At 72.6% G+C, this 19721-nt stretch carries 18 protein-coding genes; 5 read left to right on the top strand and 13 right to left on the bottom strand.

From position 1 onward, the window contains the following. The first annotated feature begins 73 nt into the window (after nt 1–73). Nucleotides 74–274: a DUF397 domain-containing protein gene (locus ABT041_RS27775; RefSeq protein WP_351189194.1), complete on the top strand. Its 201-nt coding sequence runs from the start codon at nt 74–76 to the stop codon at nt 272–274. 96 nt (nt 275–370) lie between these two features. Here ABT041_RS27775 and ABT041_RS27770 read toward each other — a convergent pair whose 3' ends face one another. Next, nucleotides 371–1198: a hypothetical protein gene (locus ABT041_RS27770; RefSeq protein ID WP_351189192.1), complete on the bottom strand. Its 828-nt coding sequence runs from the start codon at nt 1196–1198 to the stop codon at nt 371–373. An 82-nt stretch (nt 1199–1280) separates the two neighbouring features. Between ABT041_RS27770 and ABT041_RS27765 the strand changes: the two genes are divergently transcribed. Then, nucleotides 1281–2063: an SDR family oxidoreductase gene (locus tag ABT041_RS27765; RefSeq protein WP_351189190.1), complete on the top strand. Its 783-nt coding sequence runs from the start codon at nt 1281–1283 to the stop codon at nt 2061–2063. 67 nt (nt 2064–2130) lie between these two features. On the opposite strand, the gene ABT041_RS27760 is transcribed toward ABT041_RS27765, so the two are convergent. From ABT041_RS27760 to ABT041_RS27745, 4 genes are all read right to left on the bottom strand, one after another. Then, nucleotides 2131–3249 (bottom strand): ADP-ribosylglycohydrolase family protein, encoded by a 1119-nt coding sequence (locus ABT041_RS27760; RefSeq protein WP_351189188.1) that lies wholly within the window; start codon nt 3247–3249, stop codon nt 2131–2133. 210 nt (nt 3250–3459) lie between these two features. Continuing rightward, complete coding sequence (locus ABT041_RS27755) at nt 3460–6045, bottom strand: bifunctional FO biosynthesis protein CofGH (RefSeq protein ID WP_351189186.1); 2586 nt, start codon at nt 6043–6045, stop codon at nt 3460–3462. Further along, a complete protein-coding gene (locus ABT041_RS27750; protein ID WP_351189183.1) occupies nt 6042–6251 on the bottom strand; it encodes a hypothetical protein in 210 nt (69 codons plus the stop codon). The genes ABT041_RS27755 and ABT041_RS27750 overlap by 4 nt, the downstream gene beginning before the upstream one ends. Next, a complete protein-coding gene (locus ABT041_RS27745) occupies nt 6248–7081 on the bottom strand; it encodes an LLM class F420-dependent oxidoreductase (protein WP_351189180.1) in 834 nt (277 codons plus the stop codon). Before ABT041_RS27745 ends, ABT041_RS27750 begins: the two co-directional genes overlap by 4 nt. Nucleotides 7082–7176: 95 nt before the next feature. Here ABT041_RS27745 and ABT041_RS27740 point away from each other — a divergent pair, with 95 nt between their 5' ends. Together ABT041_RS27740 and ABT041_RS27735 are read left to right on the top strand one after the other, a co-directional pair. Beyond that, nucleotides 7177–7917 carry a GNAT family N-acetyltransferase gene (locus ABT041_RS27740; protein WP_351189177.1) on the top strand — a complete coding sequence of 247 codons (741 nt, stop codon included), beginning with the start codon at nt 7177–7179 and terminating at the stop codon, nt 7915–7917. A 122-nt stretch (nt 7918–8039) separates the two neighbouring features. Continuing rightward, nucleotides 8040–8507, top strand: a complete 468-nt coding sequence (locus tag ABT041_RS27735; protein ID WP_351189175.1) for a carboxymuconolactone decarboxylase family protein — start codon at nt 8040–8042, stop codon at nt 8505–8507. Here the strand turns inward: ABT041_RS27735 and ABT041_RS27730 are convergent. Further along, the gene (locus tag ABT041_RS27730; RefSeq protein WP_351189172.1) at nt 8473–8946 is read right to left on the bottom strand and encodes a GNAT family N-acetyltransferase; all 474 of its coding nucleotides are present in this window, start codon (nt 8944–8946) and stop codon (nt 8473–8475) included. The genes ABT041_RS27735 and ABT041_RS27730 overlap by 35 nt on opposite strands. 103 nt (nt 8947–9049) lie before the next feature. Here ABT041_RS27730 and ABT041_RS27725 point away from each other — a divergent pair, with 103 nt between their 5' ends. After that, the gene (locus ABT041_RS27725) at nt 9050–9268 is read left to right on the top strand and encodes a hypothetical protein (RefSeq protein WP_351189169.1); all 219 of its coding nucleotides are present in this window, start codon (nt 9050–9052) and stop codon (nt 9266–9268) included. A gap of 84 nt (nt 9269–9352) precedes the next feature. On the opposite strand, the gene ABT041_RS27720 is transcribed toward ABT041_RS27725, so the two are convergent. From ABT041_RS27720 to ABT041_RS27690, 7 genes are all read right to left on the bottom strand, one after another. Then, nucleotides 9353–10924, bottom strand: a complete 1572-nt coding sequence (locus ABT041_RS27720; RefSeq protein ID WP_351189166.1) for an APC family permease — start codon at nt 10922–10924, stop codon at nt 9353–9355. A gap of 260 nt (nt 10925–11184) precedes the next feature. After that, nucleotides 11185–12642, bottom strand: a complete 1458-nt coding sequence (locus ABT041_RS27715; protein ID WP_351189163.1) for an aldehyde dehydrogenase family protein — start codon at nt 12640–12642, stop codon at nt 11185–11187. Further along, nucleotides 12639–14366 carry an N-acyl-D-amino-acid deacylase family protein gene (locus tag ABT041_RS27710; protein WP_351189160.1) on the bottom strand — a complete coding sequence of 576 codons (1728 nt, stop codon included), beginning with the start codon at nt 14364–14366 and terminating at the stop codon, nt 12639–12641. The genes ABT041_RS27715 and ABT041_RS27710 overlap by 4 nt, the downstream gene beginning before the upstream one ends. A 612-nt stretch (nt 14367–14978) precedes the next feature. Beyond that, on the bottom strand, nt 14979–16103 hold the full coding sequence (locus ABT041_RS27705) for an LLM class flavin-dependent oxidoreductase (RefSeq protein WP_351189157.1): 1125 nt from the start codon (nt 16101–16103) through the stop codon (nt 14979–14981). A 99-nt stretch (nt 16104–16202) separates the two neighbouring features. Further along, a complete protein-coding gene (locus tag ABT041_RS27700; protein ID WP_351189154.1) occupies nt 16203–16964 on the bottom strand; it encodes an SDR family NAD(P)-dependent oxidoreductase in 762 nt (253 codons plus the stop codon). 17 nt (nt 16965–16981) lie between these two features. Then, nucleotides 16982–17899, bottom strand: coding sequence for a TIGR03619 family F420-dependent LLM class oxidoreductase (locus ABT041_RS27695; RefSeq protein WP_351189152.1), 918 nt, complete (start codon nt 17897–17899; stop codon nt 16982–16984). A gap of 142 nt (nt 17900–18041) precedes the next feature. Next, nucleotides 18042–19535, bottom strand: coding sequence for a hypothetical protein (locus tag ABT041_RS27690; RefSeq protein ID WP_351189149.1), 1494 nt, complete (start codon nt 19533–19535; stop codon nt 18042–18044). Nucleotides 19536–19721: the final 186 nt, after the last annotated feature.

The following is a 19721-nucleotide window of genomic DNA, read 5'->3' as shown; positions in this document are numbered from 1 at the left end:
CCGGCGAGTAGCGTCGATCACGCCATCAAGAACGTTGGCGAGATCCCTACTCGGCAGAACCGGAGTGAGCAGCATGGCGATTATTCAGGGTGGTACGGACACCTGGACGAAGTCCTCGTACTCGGGTGGGAACGGGGCCTGCGTCGAAGTGAAGTCCCCCGTCATGACCGCGATCGCGGTGCGGGACTCCAAGGCCCCCGAGGGCCCGTCCCTCTCTTTCGGCCCGGGCTCGTGGAACGCCTTCGTCGGCGAGGTGAGCAACGGGGCGCTCTGAGCCCGGTGCGCGCACGCCGCCACCAGCAGTACGTATGAGCCCTCTCGACCGGTCCGCCGTCCTGGCCGAGGGGGCTCGGCTCTTTTTCCGCGCGGTTCAGCGCAGTTCGTCCACGTACCGGTCCGTCCCGGGGACCGTCGGGATGAACGGCGCGACCAGCTCCACCCGGCCGAGCCCGCCCGCGTCGAGCCCGGTGAAACGCTCCTCCCAGCACTCCCGAGGGTCCGCCTCCAGGAACCAGAGCAGGGTGAGCCGGGTGTCGACCCCCTCGACCTGCTTCACGTAGGTCATGCGGTCCCCGGGCAGCGGGGTCGGCCGGAAGACGGTCACCATGGCCGCGGGGGAGCCCGCGAGCCGGCGCGGCAGCTCCCGGGACCGCAGCCACTCCAGGACCTCGGCCCGCTTGGCCGCGTCCTCGGCGTCGATCACCTGGAGGACGAGGCCGCGGTACGGGTGGTCCAGGGCGTGGAAGTCCCGGGGTCCCGCGGCGCCGTCGCGGTAGACGGTGACCTCGTGGTCCTGGAAGGACGTGAAGACGTGGGTCCTGGCCTGGTGGACCCGGGCGTCGCGGTTCAGCCGCTTGTTGATGCCGACCGTCCACTTCATGTGGTCGTCGTAGCGGCCCTCGGTGATCCAGTACGTGGAGATGTAGGCGCCTGCGGTGACCGGCTGGGCGACGGCGGACTTCTCCGGGTAGCGCAGCTCCTGGAGTTCGCGGGTGGCGACCCAGCGGCGGCCCGCGTACATCCAGGGCATGGCCATGGCGCCCGCGTAGTAGTGGTCGTCCTCGTACCAGCGGTTGTACGCGTACTCGTGGCCCGGATGCGGTTCCACCATGGTGATCAGCGCGTGGCCGGGACGCACGCCGTACGGACCGACGGCGGCCAGCTCCGCGTACGTCTCGCTGCGGGTCTCCTCGCTCACTCCCGTACCCCTTCCCTTGTCGTCTGCGTCCTCCTACTCTGACGGGCCGTCAGATAGTTGGCCAGGGTCGAGGAGGGTCCGGATGCTGCTCCAGGGGAAGACGGTCGTCGTGTCGGGCGTCGGTGCGGGGCTCGGGCACCGGATCGCGGAGACGGTGGTACGGGACGGGGGCAACGCCGTGCTCGGCGCCCGCACCGAGGCCAACCTCGCCAAGTCCGCGGCGGAGATCGACCCGGAGGGACGCCTCACCGCGTACCGGGCCACGGACATCACCGACGAGCAGCAGTGCGAGGCGCTCGCCGCGCTCGCCGTCGAGCGCTTCGGCGGGATCGACGCGGTGGTCCACGTCGCCGCCTGGGACTCCTACTTCGGGGGCCTGGAGGACGCGGACTTCGCGACCTGGCAGGGGGTCCTGGACGTGAACCTGCTCGGCACGCTGCGGATGACCAGGGCCTGCCTTCCGGGGCTGAAGGAGCGCGGGGGTTCGGTGGTCCTGATCGGGACGCAGTCGGCGGTGGCGGCGCCCTCGCAGGTGCGGCAGGCGGCGTACGCGGCCTCCAAAGGGGCGCTGACCTCGGCGATGTACTCGCTCGCGCACGAGCTGGGGCCGCACCGGATCCGGGTCAACACCGTGCTCCCGGGCTGGATGTGGGGACCGCCGGTCCAGGCGTACGTGCAGTTCACCGCGCACACCGAGGGGGTGCCGGAGGCCGAGGTGCTCGGCCGGCTGACCGAGCGGATGGCGCTGCCCGAACTCGCGACGGACGGGGACGTGGCGGAGGCGGCGGTCTTCCTCGCCTCGGACCGGGCGCGGGCGATCACGGGGCAGTCGCTGCTGGTCAACGCGGGGGAACTGATGCGCTGACGCCCTCTCTGGACCGGCCGGGCACGGACGGGGACCCGATCCCCGCGCAGGCGGGGACTCGGACGGATCAGCCCCTGGGATAGCGCGCCAACCAGCCGGGCGCGGAGCCGGCGGCGCTGTGCAGGGCGGCGCCCTGGGTCATCTCCATCGCGAAGTCGTCCGCGAGCTCCAGGACCGTCGGTCGGCCCTCCAGATCGGCCAGCCAGGCCGGCGGGAGGGCCGTCTCGCCGTGCAGGGCGCCGAGCAGCGCGCCCGTGAGCGCGGCCGTCACCGCCGAGGGCCCGTCGTGGTTCACCGCGAGCCGCAGCCCGTGCCGTACGTCCTCGCCGACCAGGGCGCAGTAGACGGCCGCCGCCAGCTGCCCCTCGGCCCGGTCCTCGCCGGCCCCGAGCGCCGTCACCCGGTCCGCGTCCGGAGCCCCCTCCCGTACGGCTCCGAGGGCGCGGCCCAGCGCCTCGGTGACCGGCTCGTGGCCGGGGCGGGCCGCGAGCTCCTCCCGGGCGCGGGCCACCGCCGCCTCGACGGAGCCGCCGCGGGCGAGGCCGTGGACGGTGACCGCGAAGGCGCCCGCCGCGAGGCCGGCGGCCGGGGCGCCGTGCGACTGCGCGGCGCACTCCACGGCCAGCTGGCAGACGAGCTGCGGCTCCCAGCCGACGAGCAGCCCGAAGGGCGCCGAGCGGACGAGGGCGCCGGAGTCTCCGGCATCCGGGTTCTTCGGCCTGTCGAGGGTGCCGAGGACGTCGTCCCCGAAGCCGGCGAGGCAGGCGCGGGGCGGGTTGCGGCGGGCGTAGAGCCACTCCTCGCGGGCGAGCCAGCCGTTGTCCTTGCGGCGCTCGTCGGGGCCCCAGTCGCGCTGCGTGGCGGCCCAGCGCAGATGCGCCCGGTGGACGTCGGTGGGCGGATGCCAGGCGCCGGTGTCGCGGCGGACCTGGGCGCGGATGAGGCCGTCGACGGTGAACAGGGTCATCTGGGTGGCGGCGGTCACGGCGCCGCGGCGGCCGAACGCGGGCACCGGGTCGGTGAGTCCGTCAGGTCCGTGGGCCTCGCGCAGCTCGTCCAGCGTCCGGCCGTCGGCCCCCGCGCCGAGGGCGTCGCCGAGGGCCCCACCGAGCAGACAGCCCCGTACGCGGGCCCGGAAGTCCTGCTGTTCGGCGCGGCCCCACACGGCCGCGGCTGTCGTGGCCACGATGTGCCCTCCCCCGTAGACCGGTCTGCGCAGCACTGTAATCGACCGGGTACGTCCGTTCGGGGGCCAGAACGTTATGTGATCGGACGCCCTTGAGGCCACGTTTGACCGTTGTAAGCCACGCTTCCGCCCCGTTGTGGGCACGCGTTGCTCCCCCGGCGGGACGATTGCCCACACGGGCAGCGGGGCACCGCCCGGCGCGGGCGCGGGCTACTCCTGGGGGAGGACCGGGAGGAGTTGGGGGAGGTGGCCGTCCGACGTGCGGGCCGTGCGCTGCCGCTCCTCCGGCACCTCCCCGTACAGCGTCGTCCGCGGCCTCGCCGGGCGCCCCGCCGCGTCCGCGATCGCCTCCAGGTCGCGGATCGACCGGTACGAGCCGTAACTCGACCCGGCCATACGGGAGATGGTCTCCTCCATCAGCGTGCCGCCCAGGTCGTTCGCGCCCGAGCGGAGCATCTCCGCCGCCCCCTCCGTGCCCAGCTTCACCCAGCTGGTCTGGATGTTCGGGATGTGCGGGTGCAGAAGCAGACGGGCCATGGCGATGACCGCGCGGTTGTCGCGGGCGGTCGGACCGGGACGGGCGATGCCGGCGAGGTAGACGGGCGCGTTGGTGTGGATGAAGGGCAGCGTCACGAACTCGGTGAAGCCGCCCGTCTCCTGCTGGATGCGGGAGAGCGTGCGGAAGTGGCCGAGCCAGTGCCGGGGCTGGTCCACATGCCCGTACATCATCGTCGACGAGGAGCGGATGCCCAGCTCGTGCGCCGTCTTGATGACCTCGATCCACGTCGCCGTCGGCAGCTTGCCCTTCGTCAGGACCCAGCGCACCTCGTCGTCGAGGATCTCCGCGGCCGTGCCGGGAATCGAGTCGAGGCCCGCCTCCTTCGCCGCCGTCAGCCACTCACGGATCGAAAGACCGGTGCGGGTGGCGCCGTTGACGACCTCCATCGGCGAGAAGGCGTGGACGTGCATCCCCGGGACCCGCTCCTTCACCGCGCGCGCGATGTCGAAGTAGGCCGTGCCGGGCAGGTCCGGGTGGATGCCGCCCTGCATGCAGACCTCGACCGCGCCGACCTCCCAGGCCTGCTGCGCCCGGTCGGCGACCTGGTCCAGCGACAGCGTGTACGCGTCGGCGTCGGTGCGCCGCTGGGCGAAGGCGCAGAAACGGCAGCCGGTGTAGCAGACGTTGGTGAAGTTGATGTTCCGCGTGACGATGTACGTGACGTCGTCGCCGACCACCGAGGCCCGGACGTCGTCGGCGATGCGGGTCAGGGCGTCGAGGGCCGGGCCGTCGGCGTGCAGCAGGGTCAGCGCCTGGGCGTCGGTGAGCCTGGTCGGGTCGTCGGCGGCGACGGACAGCGCCTCGCGGACGTCGCCGTCGACCCGCTCAGGCGCCATGCCGGGCACGGCGGCCTCGCGCAGCGCCTCCCAGTCCCCGTACACCTCGTCGAAGTCCTCCCGCCGGTCGCCCGTGCGGCCGGCGGTGTCGATCGTCGCGTGCAGATCCGTACGGCCGCTCGCGGTGAACGCCTCGTCGGGCTCCTGCCAGGGCAGGCCGCGCACCGGCGCGTCGGGGTTCGCCAGGCCCGTCTCGGGGTCGGCGAGGGCGCGGACGTGCGGGAGGAGCCGGGGGTCCAGCCAGGGCTCGCCCCGGGTGACGAACTCGGGGTAGACGCAGAGCCGTTCGCGCAGTTCGAAGCCGGCGGCCCGGGACCTCTCGGCCAGCTCCTCGATCTGCGGCCAGGGCCGCTCCGGGTTGACGTGGTCGATGGTGAGCGGGGAGACGCCGCCCCAGTCGTCGATGCCGGCGGCGATCAGCCGCTCGTACGCGGAGTCGACCAGGTTCGGCGGGGCCTGGAGGCAGGCGGAGGGACCCATGATGAGCCGGGCGACGGCGACGGTGGCGACGAGGTCGTCGAGCTCGGCGTCCGGCATACCGCGCATGGCCGTGTCCGGCTTGGCGCGGAAGTTCTGGATGATCAGCTCCTGGACGGAGTGGTACGCGCGCGCCACGCGCCGCAGCGCGAAGAGGGACTCCGCACGCTCCTCCAGGGTCTCCCCGATGCCCAGCAGGAGCCCGCTCGTGAACGGCACCGAGGACCGGCCGGCGTCCTCGAGCACCCGCAGCCGCACGGCCGGTTCCTTGTCGGGAGACCCGTAGTGCGGGCCGCCGGGCTCCGACCACAGGCGGGTCGCGGTCGTCTCCAGCATCATGCCCATGGACGGCGCGACGGGCTTGAGCCGCTGGAAGTCGGTCCAGGACAGCACGCCGGGGTTGAGATGCGGGAGAAGTCCGGTCTCCTCCAGGATCCGGATCGCCATGGCCCGTACGTACGCGATGGTGTCGTCGTACCCGTGCGCGTCGAGCCACTCCCGGGCCTCGGGCCAGCGATCCTCGGGCTTGTCGCCGAGCGTGATCAGGGCCTCCTTGCACCCCAGCTCCGCACCCCGCCGCGCGATGTCGAGGACCTCGTCCGGCGACATGAACATCCCGTGCCCGGCCCGGCGCAGCTTCCCGGGCACGGTCACGAAGGTGCAGTAGTGGCACTTGTCCCGGCAGAGCCGGGTGAGCGGTATGAACACGCTCTTCGAGTACGTGACGACCCCCGGCCGCCCGGCCGCCTCGAGTCCGGCGTCCCGCACCCGCCCCGCGGACGCCACCAGGTCCGCCAGATCCTCCCCCCGCGCCCTCAACAGCACGGCGGCCTCGGCGACATCGAGCGCGACACCGTCCCTGGCCCGCTTGAGGGCACGGCGCATGGCGTTCGCGGTGGGGCGGTCTGCCTGGTGATCCGTCATGAACCGAGCATACGAGCGGGTGGTCGGCGCCGGCCGAGCATCCCGGGGGAATCGATGTCCACGGTCACGAGGCCGGGCGGGTACCGGTCCTCGTGGGCGGTGAGCAGGAGCGGCATGCCGGTGAACTGCGGCCGGGGTGAGGCGCAGGAGAGCGCGTGGCAGGTGTCGCCGCCGAAACCGTCCCGTACGGGGGTTCCGACCGTCACGGCAGGTATCGGGCGAATGCGTCCAGCACCTCCAACACCTCCCTCTCGTCACCCGGCGGCAGCTGCAGGACGACCTCCTCGCAGCCGAGTTCCTCGTAGTGGGCCAGCTTGCCGGGGCTCGGGAGGACCGCGTACGGGACGAGCTGGAGGGTCTCCGGGGAGCGCCCGGCCTTCTCCCAGGCCTCGCGGAGGACCGGGAGGGACTCCGTCAGGCCCCGGCCGCCGATCGGCATCCAGCCGTCGGTCTGCGCGGCGATCTGCGCGAACAGCTTCGGGCCCGCCGCGCCGCCCAGGAGGACGCGCGGGGCGCCGCCCGCCGGCTTCGGCCAGACCTCCGAGGCGCGGACGGACTCGCCGTGCTCCCCCTCGTACGACGTCGGCTCCGGCGCCCACAGGGCTCGCATCAGGTCGAGGCGCTCCCGCCCGAGCTCCCGCCGGGTGGACCAGTCGACGCCGTGGTCGGCGGCCTCCTCCCGGTTCCAGCCGAAGCCCACCCCCAGGGTGAACCGGCCCCCGGAGAGGTGGTCGAGCGTGGCGACCTGCTTGGCGAGCACGATCGGGTCGTGCTGGGTGATCAGGGTGATGCCGGTGCCGAGGCCGAGGCGTTCGGTGACGGCCGCGGCCTGCCCCAGGGCCACGAGCGGGTCGAGCGTCCGGGCGTACTCCCGGGGCAGCTCCCCGCCCGCCGGGTAGGGCGTCTCGCGGGAGACGGGGATGTGGGTGTGCTCGGGCAGGTAGAGCCCCGCGAAGCCGCGCTGCTCCAGCTCGCGCGCGAGCCGCACCGGGCTGATGGTCTCGTCGGTCAGGAAGATCGTGGTCGAGATCCGCATAGCCGCACGTTAGGGGCTGGGGCGCGCAATTCCGAGACCTGCGCGGCAGTCGAAATCCACCTGCCCCTCCGGGGCCCGGCTGCTTGGATGAGCCGGTGCTGAATCGAATCGAGGCGTACTACGACGCCGTTCCCCGTTCCTCCGCCCGCACCGAGGACTTCGGACCCCTGACCCTGTTCGTGCAGGAGGGCCAGGGCTGGCCCTACTACGCCCGGCCGTCCCTCGGCCACGAGGGCGACGTCCCCGTCGCGGCCGTGGAGAAGGTGCGGGCCCGGCAGCGGGAGCTCGGGGTGCCCGAGGCCTTCGAGTGGGTCGCCGAGACCACGCCGGGGCTGCGGGCCGCCGTGGAGGCGACCGGGCTCACCGTGCACGAGCACCCGCTGATGGTCCTGGAGGGCGAGCCGCTTCCCGTACCGGAACCCGACGGCTTCACCGTACGGCTCGTGGGCGCGGACGACTCCGCCCTGGAGACCGCCGTCGCCGCCCCGTACGCCGCCTTCGACGCCCCGGTCGCGCCCGGCACCGCCGAGCGGATCGCCGACCGGATCACCGCCGGGCTCACCCGGCTCGCGGCCGCCCTGGACAGCACGGGGAGCGCCCTCGCCGCCGGCCAGCACCAGCCCGTCGGCGCCGTCTCCGAGGTCGTCGGCGTCGGCACCGTCCCGGCGGCCCGGCGGCAGGGGCTCGGGCTCGCGGTCACGGCCGCCCTGGTCGCGGACGCCCGCGCCCACGGGACGGAGCTCGTGTTCCTGACGGCCTCGGACGCTGACGTGGCCCGCCTGTACGGGCGGCTCGGCTTCCGCACGATCGCCACGGCCCTCATCGCCGAGGCCTGACCGCCGCGGGCGCCGAAAGGAAATCCCGGGAAAGTTCTCCGGCCGTGTCACATCCGCGGCGCGCGCTCCGTCAGTGCGGTGAAGGCAGTGAACGAGACGCTGACACACGAGGAGCGATCACCATGGCGCACCAGCCCAAGGCCCGTATGACCAACCCCGCCTACGTCCTGGCCGACGCCGGGCCGGCGATCCAGAACCTGCTGAAGGCCACCCGGCAGGGCGGGGTCGACGAGGCGGTCCTGGAGCTGGTGCACCTGCGGGCCAGCCAGATCAACAACTGCGGCTTCTGCGTCGACTACGGCGCCAAGAGCGCCAGGAAGAGCGGGGTGAGCGACGAGAAGCTGTTCGCCGTCGCCGCCTGGCGCGAGGCGCCGTACTTCTCCGACGAGGAGCGGGCGGCCCTCGCCCTCGCCGAGGCGGCGACCCGGCTCGCGGACGCCCCGGACGCGGTGCCGGACGAGGTGTGGGAGGCCGCCGCCGACCACTTCGACGAGAAGCAGCTCGCCGCGATCGTCCTGATGGTCGGCGTCACCAACCTGTTCAACCGGCTCAACGTCACCGTCCGGCAGCCGGCGGGCGCGGGTTTCTGACCATCACCACGTCCACCGGGTCCTCCGACTCGAAGGCGAACCCCTCCCGCTCGTAGAGACGGCGGGCCGCGCTGCCCTGCAGGACCACCAGACGGACGGGCACCCCCGCCGCGTCCGCCCGGTCGAGCAGCCGGCGCAGCACCGCCGTCCCGATGCCCCGGCCCTGGGTCTCGGGGGCCAGGTAGAAGTGCTCCAGGTAGAGCCCTTCGCCGTCCTCGTGCGGGCGGACCGTCACGCATCCGGCGAGCGCGCCGTCCAGTTCGATCACCGAGGTGTGCGCCGGCGAGAAGCCGTCCCGCAGCCGCTGGCGCACCCGGTGCTCGTCGTAGCGGCCGAGGCGCGCCAGGTCCTCGCGCATGACCTCGGCCCGCAGCTCGGCCATGGGCTCGACGTCCTCGGCACGGCCGGGGCGCAGCGCCCAGTTCGTTTCCCGATACATGCACGCATCCTAAGGAGCCCTCCGGGTCCGCACGCGCGGGTACCGCGTGGCCGGCGGGACCTGGTGGTCGTAACCCCGCACGCGGACGCGCGTTGGAGCGGGCATGAAGAAGATCCTCACCGCAGCCGCCCTGACCGTCTTCGCCGCCGCGGGTGCCGCGGGCGCCGCCGCCGGGACCGCCGCCGCCGACACCGGCGGCATGAACCTCCCGTCGGTCGTCCCGCTCAGCGGCGTCCTGACCCCGAAGGCGAAGCCCGCCGGCACCCCGAACCTGCCCCCCGCCAACGCGGCGGTCGAGCGCCTGCTCCCCGGCCACCACTGAGTCATCGACCGGACGAAGCACGAAGGCGGCGGGACCCCCCACGGGCCCGCCGCCTTCGCGTCTCTCGGACGCCTCACCAGGGCGTCAGTCCGCGACCACCAGGGACGGGGTCTCCTTCGTCAGGACCTCGCCGCGGAAGAACGCGGGGCTCCTGCGCTGCATGACCAGCATGATCACCACGCCGAGGAGCAGCAGGCCGACGCCGATGACGAAGACCGAGCCGACGCCCAGGACCGCGGAGCCGGAGCCGTACGCCGGGTCCCACATGTCGTAGAGCGTCTTGCCGAAGACGGCGGTCAGCATCAGGCCGCCGACAGCCGGGATCACGCCCTTGAAGGCGAGGTCGCGGGCGGAGCGGAAGAGCTCGGCGCGGAAGAACCAGACACAGGCGAAGGCCGTCAGCGCGTAGTAGAAGCAGATCATCAGGCCGAGCGCGTAGATGGTGTCGACCAGGACGTTCTCGCTGACCAGGGTCATCACGGTGTAGAAGACGCCGGTCGCGACGCCGGCGACGATCGTGGCCTTGCCGGGGACCTTGAAGACGGGGTGGACCCGGGCGAAGGACGGCGGCAGCGCCTCGTAGCTGGACATGGCGAGGACCGTGCGGGCGACCGGGATGAAGGTGGTCTGCAGGCTCGCGGCGGCGGAGGCCAGGACGGCGACGAACAGCGCGATGCCGAGGACGGGGCCCATGACCGGGCCCGCGAGGGCGGCGAAGACGTTGTCGGAGGTCTCCGGGTTGGCGAGGCCGAGGCCCTTGTCGCCGGAGCCGACGACCATCTGGGCGGCGACGCCGGTGGCCAGGTAGGAGCCGACCAGGACGACCATCGAGATGAGCGCGGCGCGGCCGGGGGTCCTGTCGCTGTCGGTGGTCTCCTCGTTGGCCGTGAGGCAGGTGTCCCAGCCCCAGTACATGAAGATCGACAGCGAGAGGCCGGCGGTGAAGGCCGCGAAGGAGCCGACGGAGAAGGGGTTCATCCAGGACCAGGAGAAGCTCGCCCCGGTGGGGAAGTCGACCGAGCCGGCCTTGGAGAAGGCCAGGGCGACGAAGACCACGAGGACGGCCAGCTGGAGGCCGACCAGGGTGTACTGCACGCCCTTGGTGGCGGTCATGCCGCGGTAGCTGATCGCGGTCGCGGCGGCGATCAGGGTGAGGCAGGTGAGGATGTGGACGGCCTTGTTGTCGTCCAGGGCGGCGATCGAGTCGTTGCCGCTGATCTCGCCGGCGAGCAGCCAGAAGTACGAGGTGGCGACGCCGGCCAGGTTGGACAGCACGATGATCGTCGCGATGACCAGGCCCCAGCCGCACATCCAGCCGACCTTCGGGCCGAAGGCCTTCACGGTCCAGGTGAAGGAGGTGCCGCAGTCGGGCATGCGCTTGTTGAGCTCGCGGTATGCGAACGCGACGAGCAGCATCGGCAGGAAGCCCGCGAGGAAGACGGCGGGCATCTGCAGTCCGACCTCGCCGGCGGTGGAGCCGAGCGTGGAGGTCAGGCAGTAGACGGGGGCGACGGTCGAGATGCCGATGACGGCGCTGCCGAGGAGGCCCACGGAGTTGCCGCCGAGGCCCTTGGTGCGCACGCCGGAGGTGCCGCCCGGGGCTTCCGCGCCCCTCACCGTGTCTCCGGCCTGCTGCCGTACGTCCACCTGAGTCATGAACAGGACGTTAAATGCTGCGGTTTCCACATCCGGAAGATCGGACTCCGCTCACTTGATCGATCATGACCTTGTATTGCGCGGGTCGAATCGGACACCCGCCAATGATTGAAAGATCGACCACCGCGACGGACCGACCAACTGGTAGGTCCGTCAACGGGTGTCCGATATGCGGGAACCGCAGCCGTGCCCTAAATGTCCGTTTCCAAAATTTCCCGTGGAATTTTCGAGACGCTGCTCACCCCCGCCGCCCGGGGCCCTCACCCCGGCCAGACGACCGCCTGCAGCTCGCTGTACGCGTGCAGCGCGTACGAGCCCACGTCCCGCCCCACACCGCTCTTCTTGAAGCCGCCGAACGGCGCCTCCATGTTCCGGCCGATCGTGTTCACCCCCACCCCGCCGGCCCTCAGCCGGGCCGCGACGCGGAAGGCGCGGGCGACGTCGCCGGACCACACGTAGTCGATCAGCCCGTAGTCGCTGTCGTTCGCGAGTGCGACTCCCTCGTCCTCGTCGTCGAAGGGCACGACCACCACGACCGGACCGAAGATCTCCTCCCGCACCACCCGCATCTCGTTGGTGCAGTCCGCGAGCAGCGTCGGCGCCACGTAGAAGCCGCGGGCGAAGTCCGGGCGCTCGCCGCCCGCGACGACCCGGGCCCCTTCCTTCCTCCCCAGCTCGATGTACGACTCCACCCGGTCGCGGTGCGCCGCCGAGATCACCGGGCCGACGACCGTCCCCTGCTCGGCCGGGTCCCCCACCTTCATGAAGGCGAGGTAGCCGGTCAGCTTCTCGATCAGCCGCTCGTACACCCCGCGCTGGGCGAGCACCCGGGTCGGGGCCGTGCAGATCTGCCCGCTGTAGAAGGCGAAGGTCGTCCCGATGCCCATCACCGCCGAGTCCAGGTCGGCGTCGTCGAAGACGAGCGCGGCCCCCTTCCCGCCCAGCTCCATCAGCTGGCGCTTGAGCGAGCGGCCGCAGACCTCGCCGATCGCCTGCCCGACGGCCGTGGAGCCGGTGAAGGAGACCATGTCGACGTCCGGGGAGTCGACCGCCGCCTCGCCGACCGCCTGCGCGGAGCCGGTCACCACGTTCACGACGCCCGCCGGGACGCCGGCCTCCTCCAGGGCGCGGGTCATCGCGTAGACGGAGAGCGGGTCCTGCGGGGCCGGTTTCACCACGACCGTGTTGCCCATGGCGAGCGCCGGGGCGATCTTGCCCGCCGGATTGGCCCAGGGGTTGTTGTACGAGGTGATGCAGGTGACCACGCCGACCGGGCGCCGTACCGCCACCGCGCCGAACACCCCGGCCTTCCCCATCGGGCCGGCCTCGTTGATCTGCGGGGGCAGCGCCTGCTCGACCGGCTCCATCGCCCCGCGCGCGTACCGGCGGAAACGGGAGGAGCCGACCGCGACCTGCATCCCGCGCGCGGTGCCGGTGGTCGCGCCGGTCTCGGCGCGGGCCAGCAGCGTGTTCTCCTCGGCGTCCCGGGCCATCGCGTCCGCCGCCCGGTCGAGGATCGCCGCCCGCTCCTCCGGCCGCGTGCGGGACCAGGTCGCGAAGGCCTCGCGGGCGGCGGCGGCCGCCTCGTACACCTGGGCCCGGGAGGCCTCCGGCGCCAGGCCGACGACCTCCTCGGAGGCCGGGTCGATCACCTCGTAGTGGCCGCCGTCGGGCTCGACCCACTCTCCCCCTATGTAGAGGCGCTCGATCCGGGTCATCGTGTGCTCACCGTCCTCGTGTCGCGGCCCGAGCGCAGCACCTTCCCCGGTACCGCGCCGGTCACCTCGTCGTCCCGTACCGTCTCCACGCCGTTGACCCGCACCGACACGATCCCCACCGCGCGCGAGTCGAGGCGCGGGCTGTCCCCCGGCAGGTCGTGCACGAGGGTCGCCGGGCCCGCGTCGATCCGCTCCGGGTCGAAGAGGACCAGGTCGGCGTGGAAGCCCTCCGCGATCCGGCCGCGCTCCCGGAGCCCGAAGAGCCGGGCCGGGTCGTCGCTCAGCATCTTCACCGCGCGCTCCAGGGGGACCAGCTTCCGGCCGCGGAGGCAGTCGCCGAGGAAACGGGTCGTGTACGGGGCGCCGCACATCCGGTCCAGGTGCGCGCCCGCGTCCGAGCCGCCGAGCAGCACGTCCTCGTGGTCCCAGGTCTCCCGGCGCAGCGCCCAGGAGGCCGGGTCGTTGTCGCTGGGCATCGGCCACAGGACGGTCCTCAGGTCGTCGTTGGCGCAGATCTCGACGAGGGCCTGGAAGGGGTCCTGGCCCCGCTCGGCCGCGATGTCCCGGACGACCCGGCCGGTGAGGCCCTCGTTCTCCCGGCTGTACGTGTCGCCGATGACGTACCGGCCGAAGTGCGCGAGCCGCCGGAAGACCCCGGCCTCCCTGGAGTCCGCGCGCCGCAGCATCTCGGCCCGCACCTCGGGGTCGCGGAGCTTCGCGATCCGCTCGGGGACGGGGAGGCCGAGGATCTCGCCCCAGCCCGGGATGAGGTTGAGGGCGCAGAAGGTCCCGAGGGACATGTTCATGGGGGTGAGGATCGGCATGGTGAGCGCGACGATCCGGCCGCCGGACTTGCGGGCCCGCTCGGAGGCGGTGAGCTGGCGCGGGACGCGCTCGGGAACGGCGGCGTCGATGGTGAGGACGTTCCAGTTGAGTGGACGCCCGGCGGCGGCGGTCATCTCGACGAACAGCTCGATCTCGTCGTCCGAGAACTGGTCGAGGCAGCCGGCGAGGATGGCCTCGATCTGCGTCCCCTCGTGCTCGCCGACGGCCTTCGAGAGCGCGATGAGCTCCGCGGGGGTCGCGTGCCGGGAGGCGACCGGGGCGCCGTCGCCGTCGGAGTGGGTGGAGGACTGGGTGGTGGAGAGCCCCCAGGCCCCGGCGGCCATGGCCTCCTTGAGGAGGGCGACCATCTCGTCCAGCTGTCCGGGCGTCGGCTGCCCGCCGACGGCGTCCGGCCCCATCACGTACCGGCGCAGGGCGCAGTGGCCGACCATGAAGCCGGCGTTGACGGCGATGCGGCCGTCGAGGGCGTCCAGGTACTCGGCGAAGGAGGACCAGCTCCAGTCGACGCCCTCCTCCAGGGCCTTGAGGGCCATGCCCTCGACCTTCGACATCATGCGGCGCGTGTAGTCGGCGTCCTCGGGCCGGTCCGGGTGCAGGGGCGCGAGGGTGAAGCCGCAGTTGCCGCCGGCGACGGTGGTGACGCCGTGGTTCATGGACGGGGTGGCGTACGGGTCCCAGAACAGCTGGGCGTCGTAGTGGGTGTGCGGGTCGACGAAACCGGGCGCGAGGACGAGGCCGGTGGCGTCCTCGGTGGTGGTCGCCGTTTCCCCGGGCTCGGGGAAGACGATCCGGCCGTCGCGTATGCCGACGTCGGCGGTGCGGGCGGGGGCGCCGGTGCCGTCCACGACGGTGGCGCCCTTGATGAGGTGGTCGAGCATGCCGGTCCCTCTCTGTCCGTTCTGTCCGTGGACGTGGGTGTGCCCCGGACCGGGGCCGCCGCGGGGCCCCGGCCGGGGCGGATACGAGACGGCGGCCCGGGAAGCCACCACCTCGCGCTTCTGTCGCGCCCCCCTTGTGGGCCGGCGCCCCGCCGTTGTGGGCAGGCGTTCCGCCCCGTTGTGGGCAGGCGTTCCGCCGGGGCGGTGCCCACCCGCAACGGAACGGCGCCCACGCCCGTTGTGGGCAGGCGTTCCGCAAGGGGCGATGGGGGTCCCCCCTGCTCGAGCGAAGCCGAGAGCTTGGGGGAGGGTGGGCACAACGGAACGGCGCCCTTGCCGGCGCCAGAGGCTTCCGCGCCTGGACCCGCACCACCCGCTCGCTGCACATGGGGTGCGGGTCCAGGCTCGGAACGCGGAGGCGCCGCTGAGGACGCCGTCCCGTGTGCCCACCCGTCCCGCCCTGGGGGTCCCCCCGGACGAAGTCTGGGGGAGGGACGATTGCCCACACGGGCAGCGGGCGCGGGCCCCACACGGAGGCGGACCAGGGCGCCGCCCGCCCGGGCGCGGGCCCCACACGGGCAGCGGGGCGCCGCCCAGCAGGGTGCGGGTGCCTCAGGTGCCCGCGGACTGGCGCATGCGGGTCGTGCGGTGGACCGGGTCCGTGTCGATCTTCGGGATCACGTGCTCCCCGATCAGCTTGATCGAGTTCATCGTGTCCTCGTAGGAGATGCCGATCGGCAGCCCGAACGACAGCTGGTCCGCACCGGCCTGCTCCCACCGCTTGCACTGCGCCAGGACCTCCGAAGGATCCCCGCAGATCATCAGCTCCTCGGCGATGAGGAGTTCGATGATCTCGGCCGAGTACTCGGGAAGGAGCTCGGGCCACTCGGGAATGCCCTCCGGCCGCGGGAAGGTGTCGTGGTAGCGGAACAACAGGGACTGGAGGTAGTTCAGGCCACCCCCCACCGCGATCTCGACCGCCTTCTCGTGCGTCTCCGCGCAGATCGCCGTCGACGTCACCATGACGTTGTCGTTGACGAAGTCCCCGACCGCCTTGGCCTCCTTGATCGCGTTCTTGTAGGACTCGACGACCCACTCCATGTCGGAGACCTTCTGGACGCTGAAGCCGAGGACGCCGAGGCCCATCTTCCCGGCCATGGCGTACGAGGACGGGGAGCCCGCCGCGTACCACATCGCCGGGTGGGACTTCCCGTACGGCTTGGGCAGGACCTTGCGCGGCGGCAGCGACCAGTGCTTGCCCTGGAAGCCCGCGTACTCGTCCTGGAGCCACATCTTGGGGAACTCGGCGATGGTCTCCTCCCAGATCTCCTTCGTGTGGTTCATGTCGGTGATGCCCGGCATGAACCCGAGGATCTCGTGGGAGCCCGCCCCGCGACCGGAGCCGAACTCGAAGCGGCCGCCGGAGAGGTGGTCGAGCATCGCGACCTTCTCGGCGACCTTGACCGGGTGGTTGACGGGGGCGAGGGGGTTGAAGATGCCCGAGCCGAGGTGGATGCGGTCGGTGGCGTGGGCGAGGTAGCCCAGGTAGACGTCGTTGGCGGAGAGGTGCGAGTACTCCTCCAGGAAGTGGTGCTCGGAGGCCCAGGCGTACTTGAAGCCGGACTTGTCGGCCTGGATGACGTACTCGGTCTCCTCCATGAGGGCCTTGTGCTCGGCTTCGGGATCGGTCTCGGCGCGCTTGCCGACGTATCCCTGTACGAAGATCCCGAATTCCAAGGGGGTTCACCGTCCTCGTCTTATCTGACGATGCGTCAGATTTCTTGATGTGCCCGACTCTCGCACCGCCGCGCAGGTGCGTCAATACCTGACGAGGCGTCAGAAGAGGCTCACGCCCGCCAGCCAGCCGCCGTCGATCACGAACGGCTGACCCGTGATGTACGCCGAGTCCGCCCCGGTCAGGAAGAGCGCGAGGGCCGCCACCTCCTCCGGCCGTCCGATCCGCCCGAGCGGCACGAGCTTGCGGTAGAGCTCGCCCGTGGCCTCCGGGTCGACGCCCTCCGGATTGCTCATGGGGGTGTCGATCGCCCCCGGGCAGACGGCGTTCACCCGGATCCCCTTCCCCGCCAGCTCCAGGGCGGCGACCCGGGTCAGCCCGAGGACCGCGTGCTTGCTCGCCGCGTAGGCGCCGACCCCGGCCATGCCGGTGATCCCCGTGTACGAGGCGGTGTTGACGATCGTCCCGCCGCCGGCCGCCGCGATCTCGGGCGCGACCGTGCGGATGCCCAGGAAACAGCCGGTCTGGTTGACGGAGACGATCGCCCGGAACTCGTCGAGCGGGGTCGAGACCAGCTCGTTGAAGCGGAGGATGCCCGCGTTGTTGACGAGCCCGTCGATCTTCCCGAAGCGCTCCTTGGCCGCCGCCACGGCCGCCGCCCAGTCCCCCTCGCTCGTCACGTCCAGGTGGACGTACGCGGCCCGGCCCTCCCCCAGCTCCTTGGCCAGCGCCTCACCGGCGTCGTCCAGGACGTCCCCGAGGACCACCTTCGCCCCCTCGGCGGCGAACAGCCGCGCCTCCTGCTCGCCCTGCCCGCGCGCCGCCCCGGTGACGAGGACGACCCGCCCGTCGAGCTTGCCCATGCCGCACTCCCTGTTTCCTAGAGGTGGGGGGCGACCTCCGCAGCGAAGGCCGCCATCTGGTCGATGAGTTCGGTTCGGCTCCGGGACCGGAACCGGACCTGGATCTGGTGCACGCCCATCTCCCCGTACGCGCGCAGCGAGGCGGCGAGCTCCTCGGGGGCGCCGCTCAGCGTGCGACGGCCGACCTCCCAGCCGGGCGTGCCGACGTACAGGGCCTCGGTGATGGCGCCGACGGTGATCGGCTCGGCGATCCCGGCCTCCGTACGCAGCCGCAGCAGCTTTCCGATCTGCGCGGCGAGCTTCTCGCGCGGGTCGCCCTGCGGCAGCCAGCCGTCCCCCTTGAGGGCGGCCCGGCGCACGGCGGCCGGCGAGGAACCGCCCACCCAGAGCGGGACCCGCTCCTGCGCGGGCCGGGGCAGCTGCCCGAGGTCCTTGAAGGCGAACCGCTCCCCCAGGTGCTCCGGGTACTCCTCGGGCCCGAGGGCCGCCCTGAGCGCGTCGACCGTCTCGTCGAGCACGGCGCCCCGGCGGGCGAAGTCCACGCCGAGCGCCTCGAACTCCTCCTGGACGTGCCCGGCGCCGACCCCGAGGACCAGGCGGCCGCCGGAGAGGTGGTCGAGCGTCGCGTACGCCTTGGCCGTGACCAGCGGATGGCGCAGGCCGACGACGGCGACGTGCGAGAGGAGCCGGACCCGCTCGGTGGCGGCGGCGAGGAAGGAGAGCGTGGCGACCGGGTCGTACCAGACGGTGCTCATCGGCCCGGCGAGCCGGCGCGGGATGGCGACGTGGTCGCAGCTCGCGAGGTAGTCGAAGCCGTGGGCGTCGGCGGCGCGGGCGACGGCGAGCAGGTCCGCCGGGCCGGCTGCCGCCTCCCAGGGCTCGGCGTAGAGGGTGCTCTGCGACTGGACCGGCAGCTGCATGCCGTAGACGACCATGGGGACCCCTCACCTGACGGACCGTCACTTCAATGAGCAGGCCCATGCTCGTACCTGACGATCCATCAGGCAAGGGGTAGGCGAAGACCCACCCCCGCTTCGGAAGCGGGGGTGGGTCTTCGCCCTTCGTCCTTCGGGTGGGTCAGGTGCCGTCCGCCGCGTTGGCCGCCCTCACGTGGCGCACCACCGCCGCGCAGGCCAGGCAGACGACCGCCACGGCGCTCAGGAGTGCCAGCGCCTTCGCCCAGGCGAAGGTGGTGCCCAGACTGCCCGCCAGCAGGTCGACGGTCCGCGCCCCCGCGACTCCGTGGAGTGCGATGACGAAGACGGCGACGCCCGCGGCGGCGGCCCAGGCGATCAGGGTGTCCCGGGCCGCGAGCCACACCGAGCACGCCAGGCAGAGCACGGTGACGACCACGGACAGCGCCTGGGCGTCGCCGCCCGAGCGCAGGCCTTCGAGGTCCGTCGGCAGATGGATGAGGCCGCAGGCGAACAGCGCGACCGCGGCCGGCCAGCGCAGTACGGACCGCAGCGCGGGAGAGCTGGTGTGGCTGCCGGGACCCGCGGCCAGCGCGCCGTCCAGGGGGGACTTGCGGCCCTTGGCGGCGCCCCGGCCGCGCTTCGGGGCGGCGGCGGCCGGTGCGGCTCCCTCGGGTTCGGCCTTCCGCGGCTCGCCTTCCCCGCCCCCGGCGGACTGCCAGTCGCTGCTGTCGGCGCCGAGGATGCCGACGAGCTGGACCACGTCCTCGACCGACCGGCCCACGGCCGCGGCGCGCAGGGTGGTCTCGGCCTGGTGGAGGTCGTACCCGGAGGCGTTCAGGAGCGCGAGGAGCTGGCGCACCTCCTCGAGCGGGCGGGTGACGGCGGCCGCGCGGAGCGCCACGTCCGCGGGACTGGAGACCTCACCGGTCGCCTGGAGACGGGCCACGAGGGTGGCGACCTCCTCCACGGGCCGCTCGGTCGCCGCGGTCGTCAGCAGCGTGTGGACGGCTTCGTCGCCGGACTCGTCGGGGACGGACGGGTCGGGATCGGCGGGCGAGGCGCCGGCCGAGGCCAGGGGTTCGGTGACGGTGGAGGTCTCGGGTTCGGCGCGGAACTCCGGGGCGGACGGGGTCTCGGGTTCGGCGCGAAACTCCGTGGCGGACGGGATCTCGGACCCGGCGGGGAACTCCGTCGCCACCGAGGCCTCGGGTTCGGCACGGAACTCCGGGGCGGACGGAGCCTCGGGCCCGACGCGGAACTCCGGGGCGGCCAGGGTCTCGGGATCCGCCGGGAACTCGGTCGTCGCGGAGGCCTCCGGCTCCGCCGGGAACTCCGTCGCGGCCGAGGTCTCCGTTTCGACCGGGAGCACCGTCGCGACCGGCACGGCCGGCACGCCCGCTTCGACCGACGCGGCCGAGGCGGCCGACGCGGTGGACACGGTGGACACGGTGGACGCGGTGGACGCGGTGGACACGGTGGACGCGGTGGATGCTGCCGACACGGCCGGGGTCGTGGCCGGATGCTTGGGGAAGACGGCTGTGCCGTACGCCGGGGACGAGGAGACAACCGGCTGGCGGGACGGACCCGGGCGGGACTCTGCGCTCGGCTCCATGTCGTCGTCCGCCGGATGTATGTGCGAGAGGTCGGGGGTCATGTCACAGGCTCCGTTCGTGAACATCCCGGGGGACGCCCACCATGGCTGTCTCGTGATGTGCAAGAAACGCACACTTGATTACTATTTGTGCGTCCGTCATGACACTCCGCCATCAGGGGCCCGCGTTCTTGGGCCATTAGGGCGACGAACAGCCGGAACCGGCTCACAAGGAAGCGGCCGAGCCCT

This window comes from Streptomyces sp. NPDC002825 (assembly GCF_040295385.1).
Taxonomy (GTDB): Bacteria; Actinomycetota; Actinomycetes; order Streptomycetales; family Streptomycetaceae; genus Streptomyces.
This window is presented reverse-complemented; position numbering and strand designations above follow the sequence as displayed.

Bases quoted from the DNA above. Each gene is read 5' to 3' on its own strand.
- ABT041_RS27710 (WP_351189160.1), bottom strand. From the start codon at position 14,366: ATGCTCGACCACCTCATCAAGGGCGCCACCGTCGTGGACGGCACCGGC.
- ABT041_RS27755 (WP_351189186.1), bottom strand. From the start codon at position 6,045: ATGACGGATCACCAGGCAGACCGCCCCACCGCGAACGCCATGCGCCGT.
- ABT041_RS27745 (WP_351189180.1), bottom strand. From the start codon at position 7,081: ATGCGGATCTCGACCACGATCTTCCTGACCGACGAGACCATCAGCCCG.
- ABT041_RS27735 (WP_351189175.1), top strand. From the start codon at position 8,040: ATGGCGCACCAGCCCAAGGCCCGTATGACCAACCCCGCCTACGTCCTG.
- ABT041_RS27695 (WP_351189152.1), bottom strand. From the start codon at position 17,899: ATGGTCGTCTACGGCATGCAGCTGCCGGTCCAGTCGCAGAGCACCCTC.
- ABT041_RS27775 (WP_351189194.1), top strand. From the start codon at position 74: ATGGCGATTATTCAGGGTGGTACGGACACCTGGACGAAGTCCTCGTAC.
- ABT041_RS27730 (WP_351189172.1), bottom strand. From the start codon at position 8,946: ATGTATCGGGAAACGAACTGGGCGCTGCGCCCCGGCCGTGCCGAGGAC.
- ABT041_RS27690 (WP_351189149.1), bottom strand. From the start codon at position 19,535: ATGACCCCCGACCTCTCGCACATACATCCGGCGGACGACGACATGGAG.
- ABT041_RS27765 (WP_351189190.1), top strand. From the start codon at position 1,281: ATGCTGCTCCAGGGGAAGACGGTCGTCGTGTCGGGCGTCGGTGCGGGG.
- ABT041_RS27720 (WP_351189166.1), bottom strand. From the start codon at position 10,924: ATGACTCAGGTGGACGTACGGCAGCAGGCCGGAGACACGGTGAGGGGC.
- ABT041_RS27725 (WP_351189169.1), top strand. From the start codon at position 9,050: ATGAAGAAGATCCTCACCGCAGCCGCCCTGACCGTCTTCGCCGCCGCG.
- ABT041_RS27700 (WP_351189154.1), bottom strand. From the start codon at position 16,964: ATGGGCAAGCTCGACGGGCGGGTCGTCCTCGTCACCGGGGCGGCGCGC.
- ABT041_RS27715 (WP_351189163.1), bottom strand. From the start codon at position 12,642: ATGACCCGGATCGAGCGCCTCTACATAGGGGGAGAGTGGGTCGAGCCC.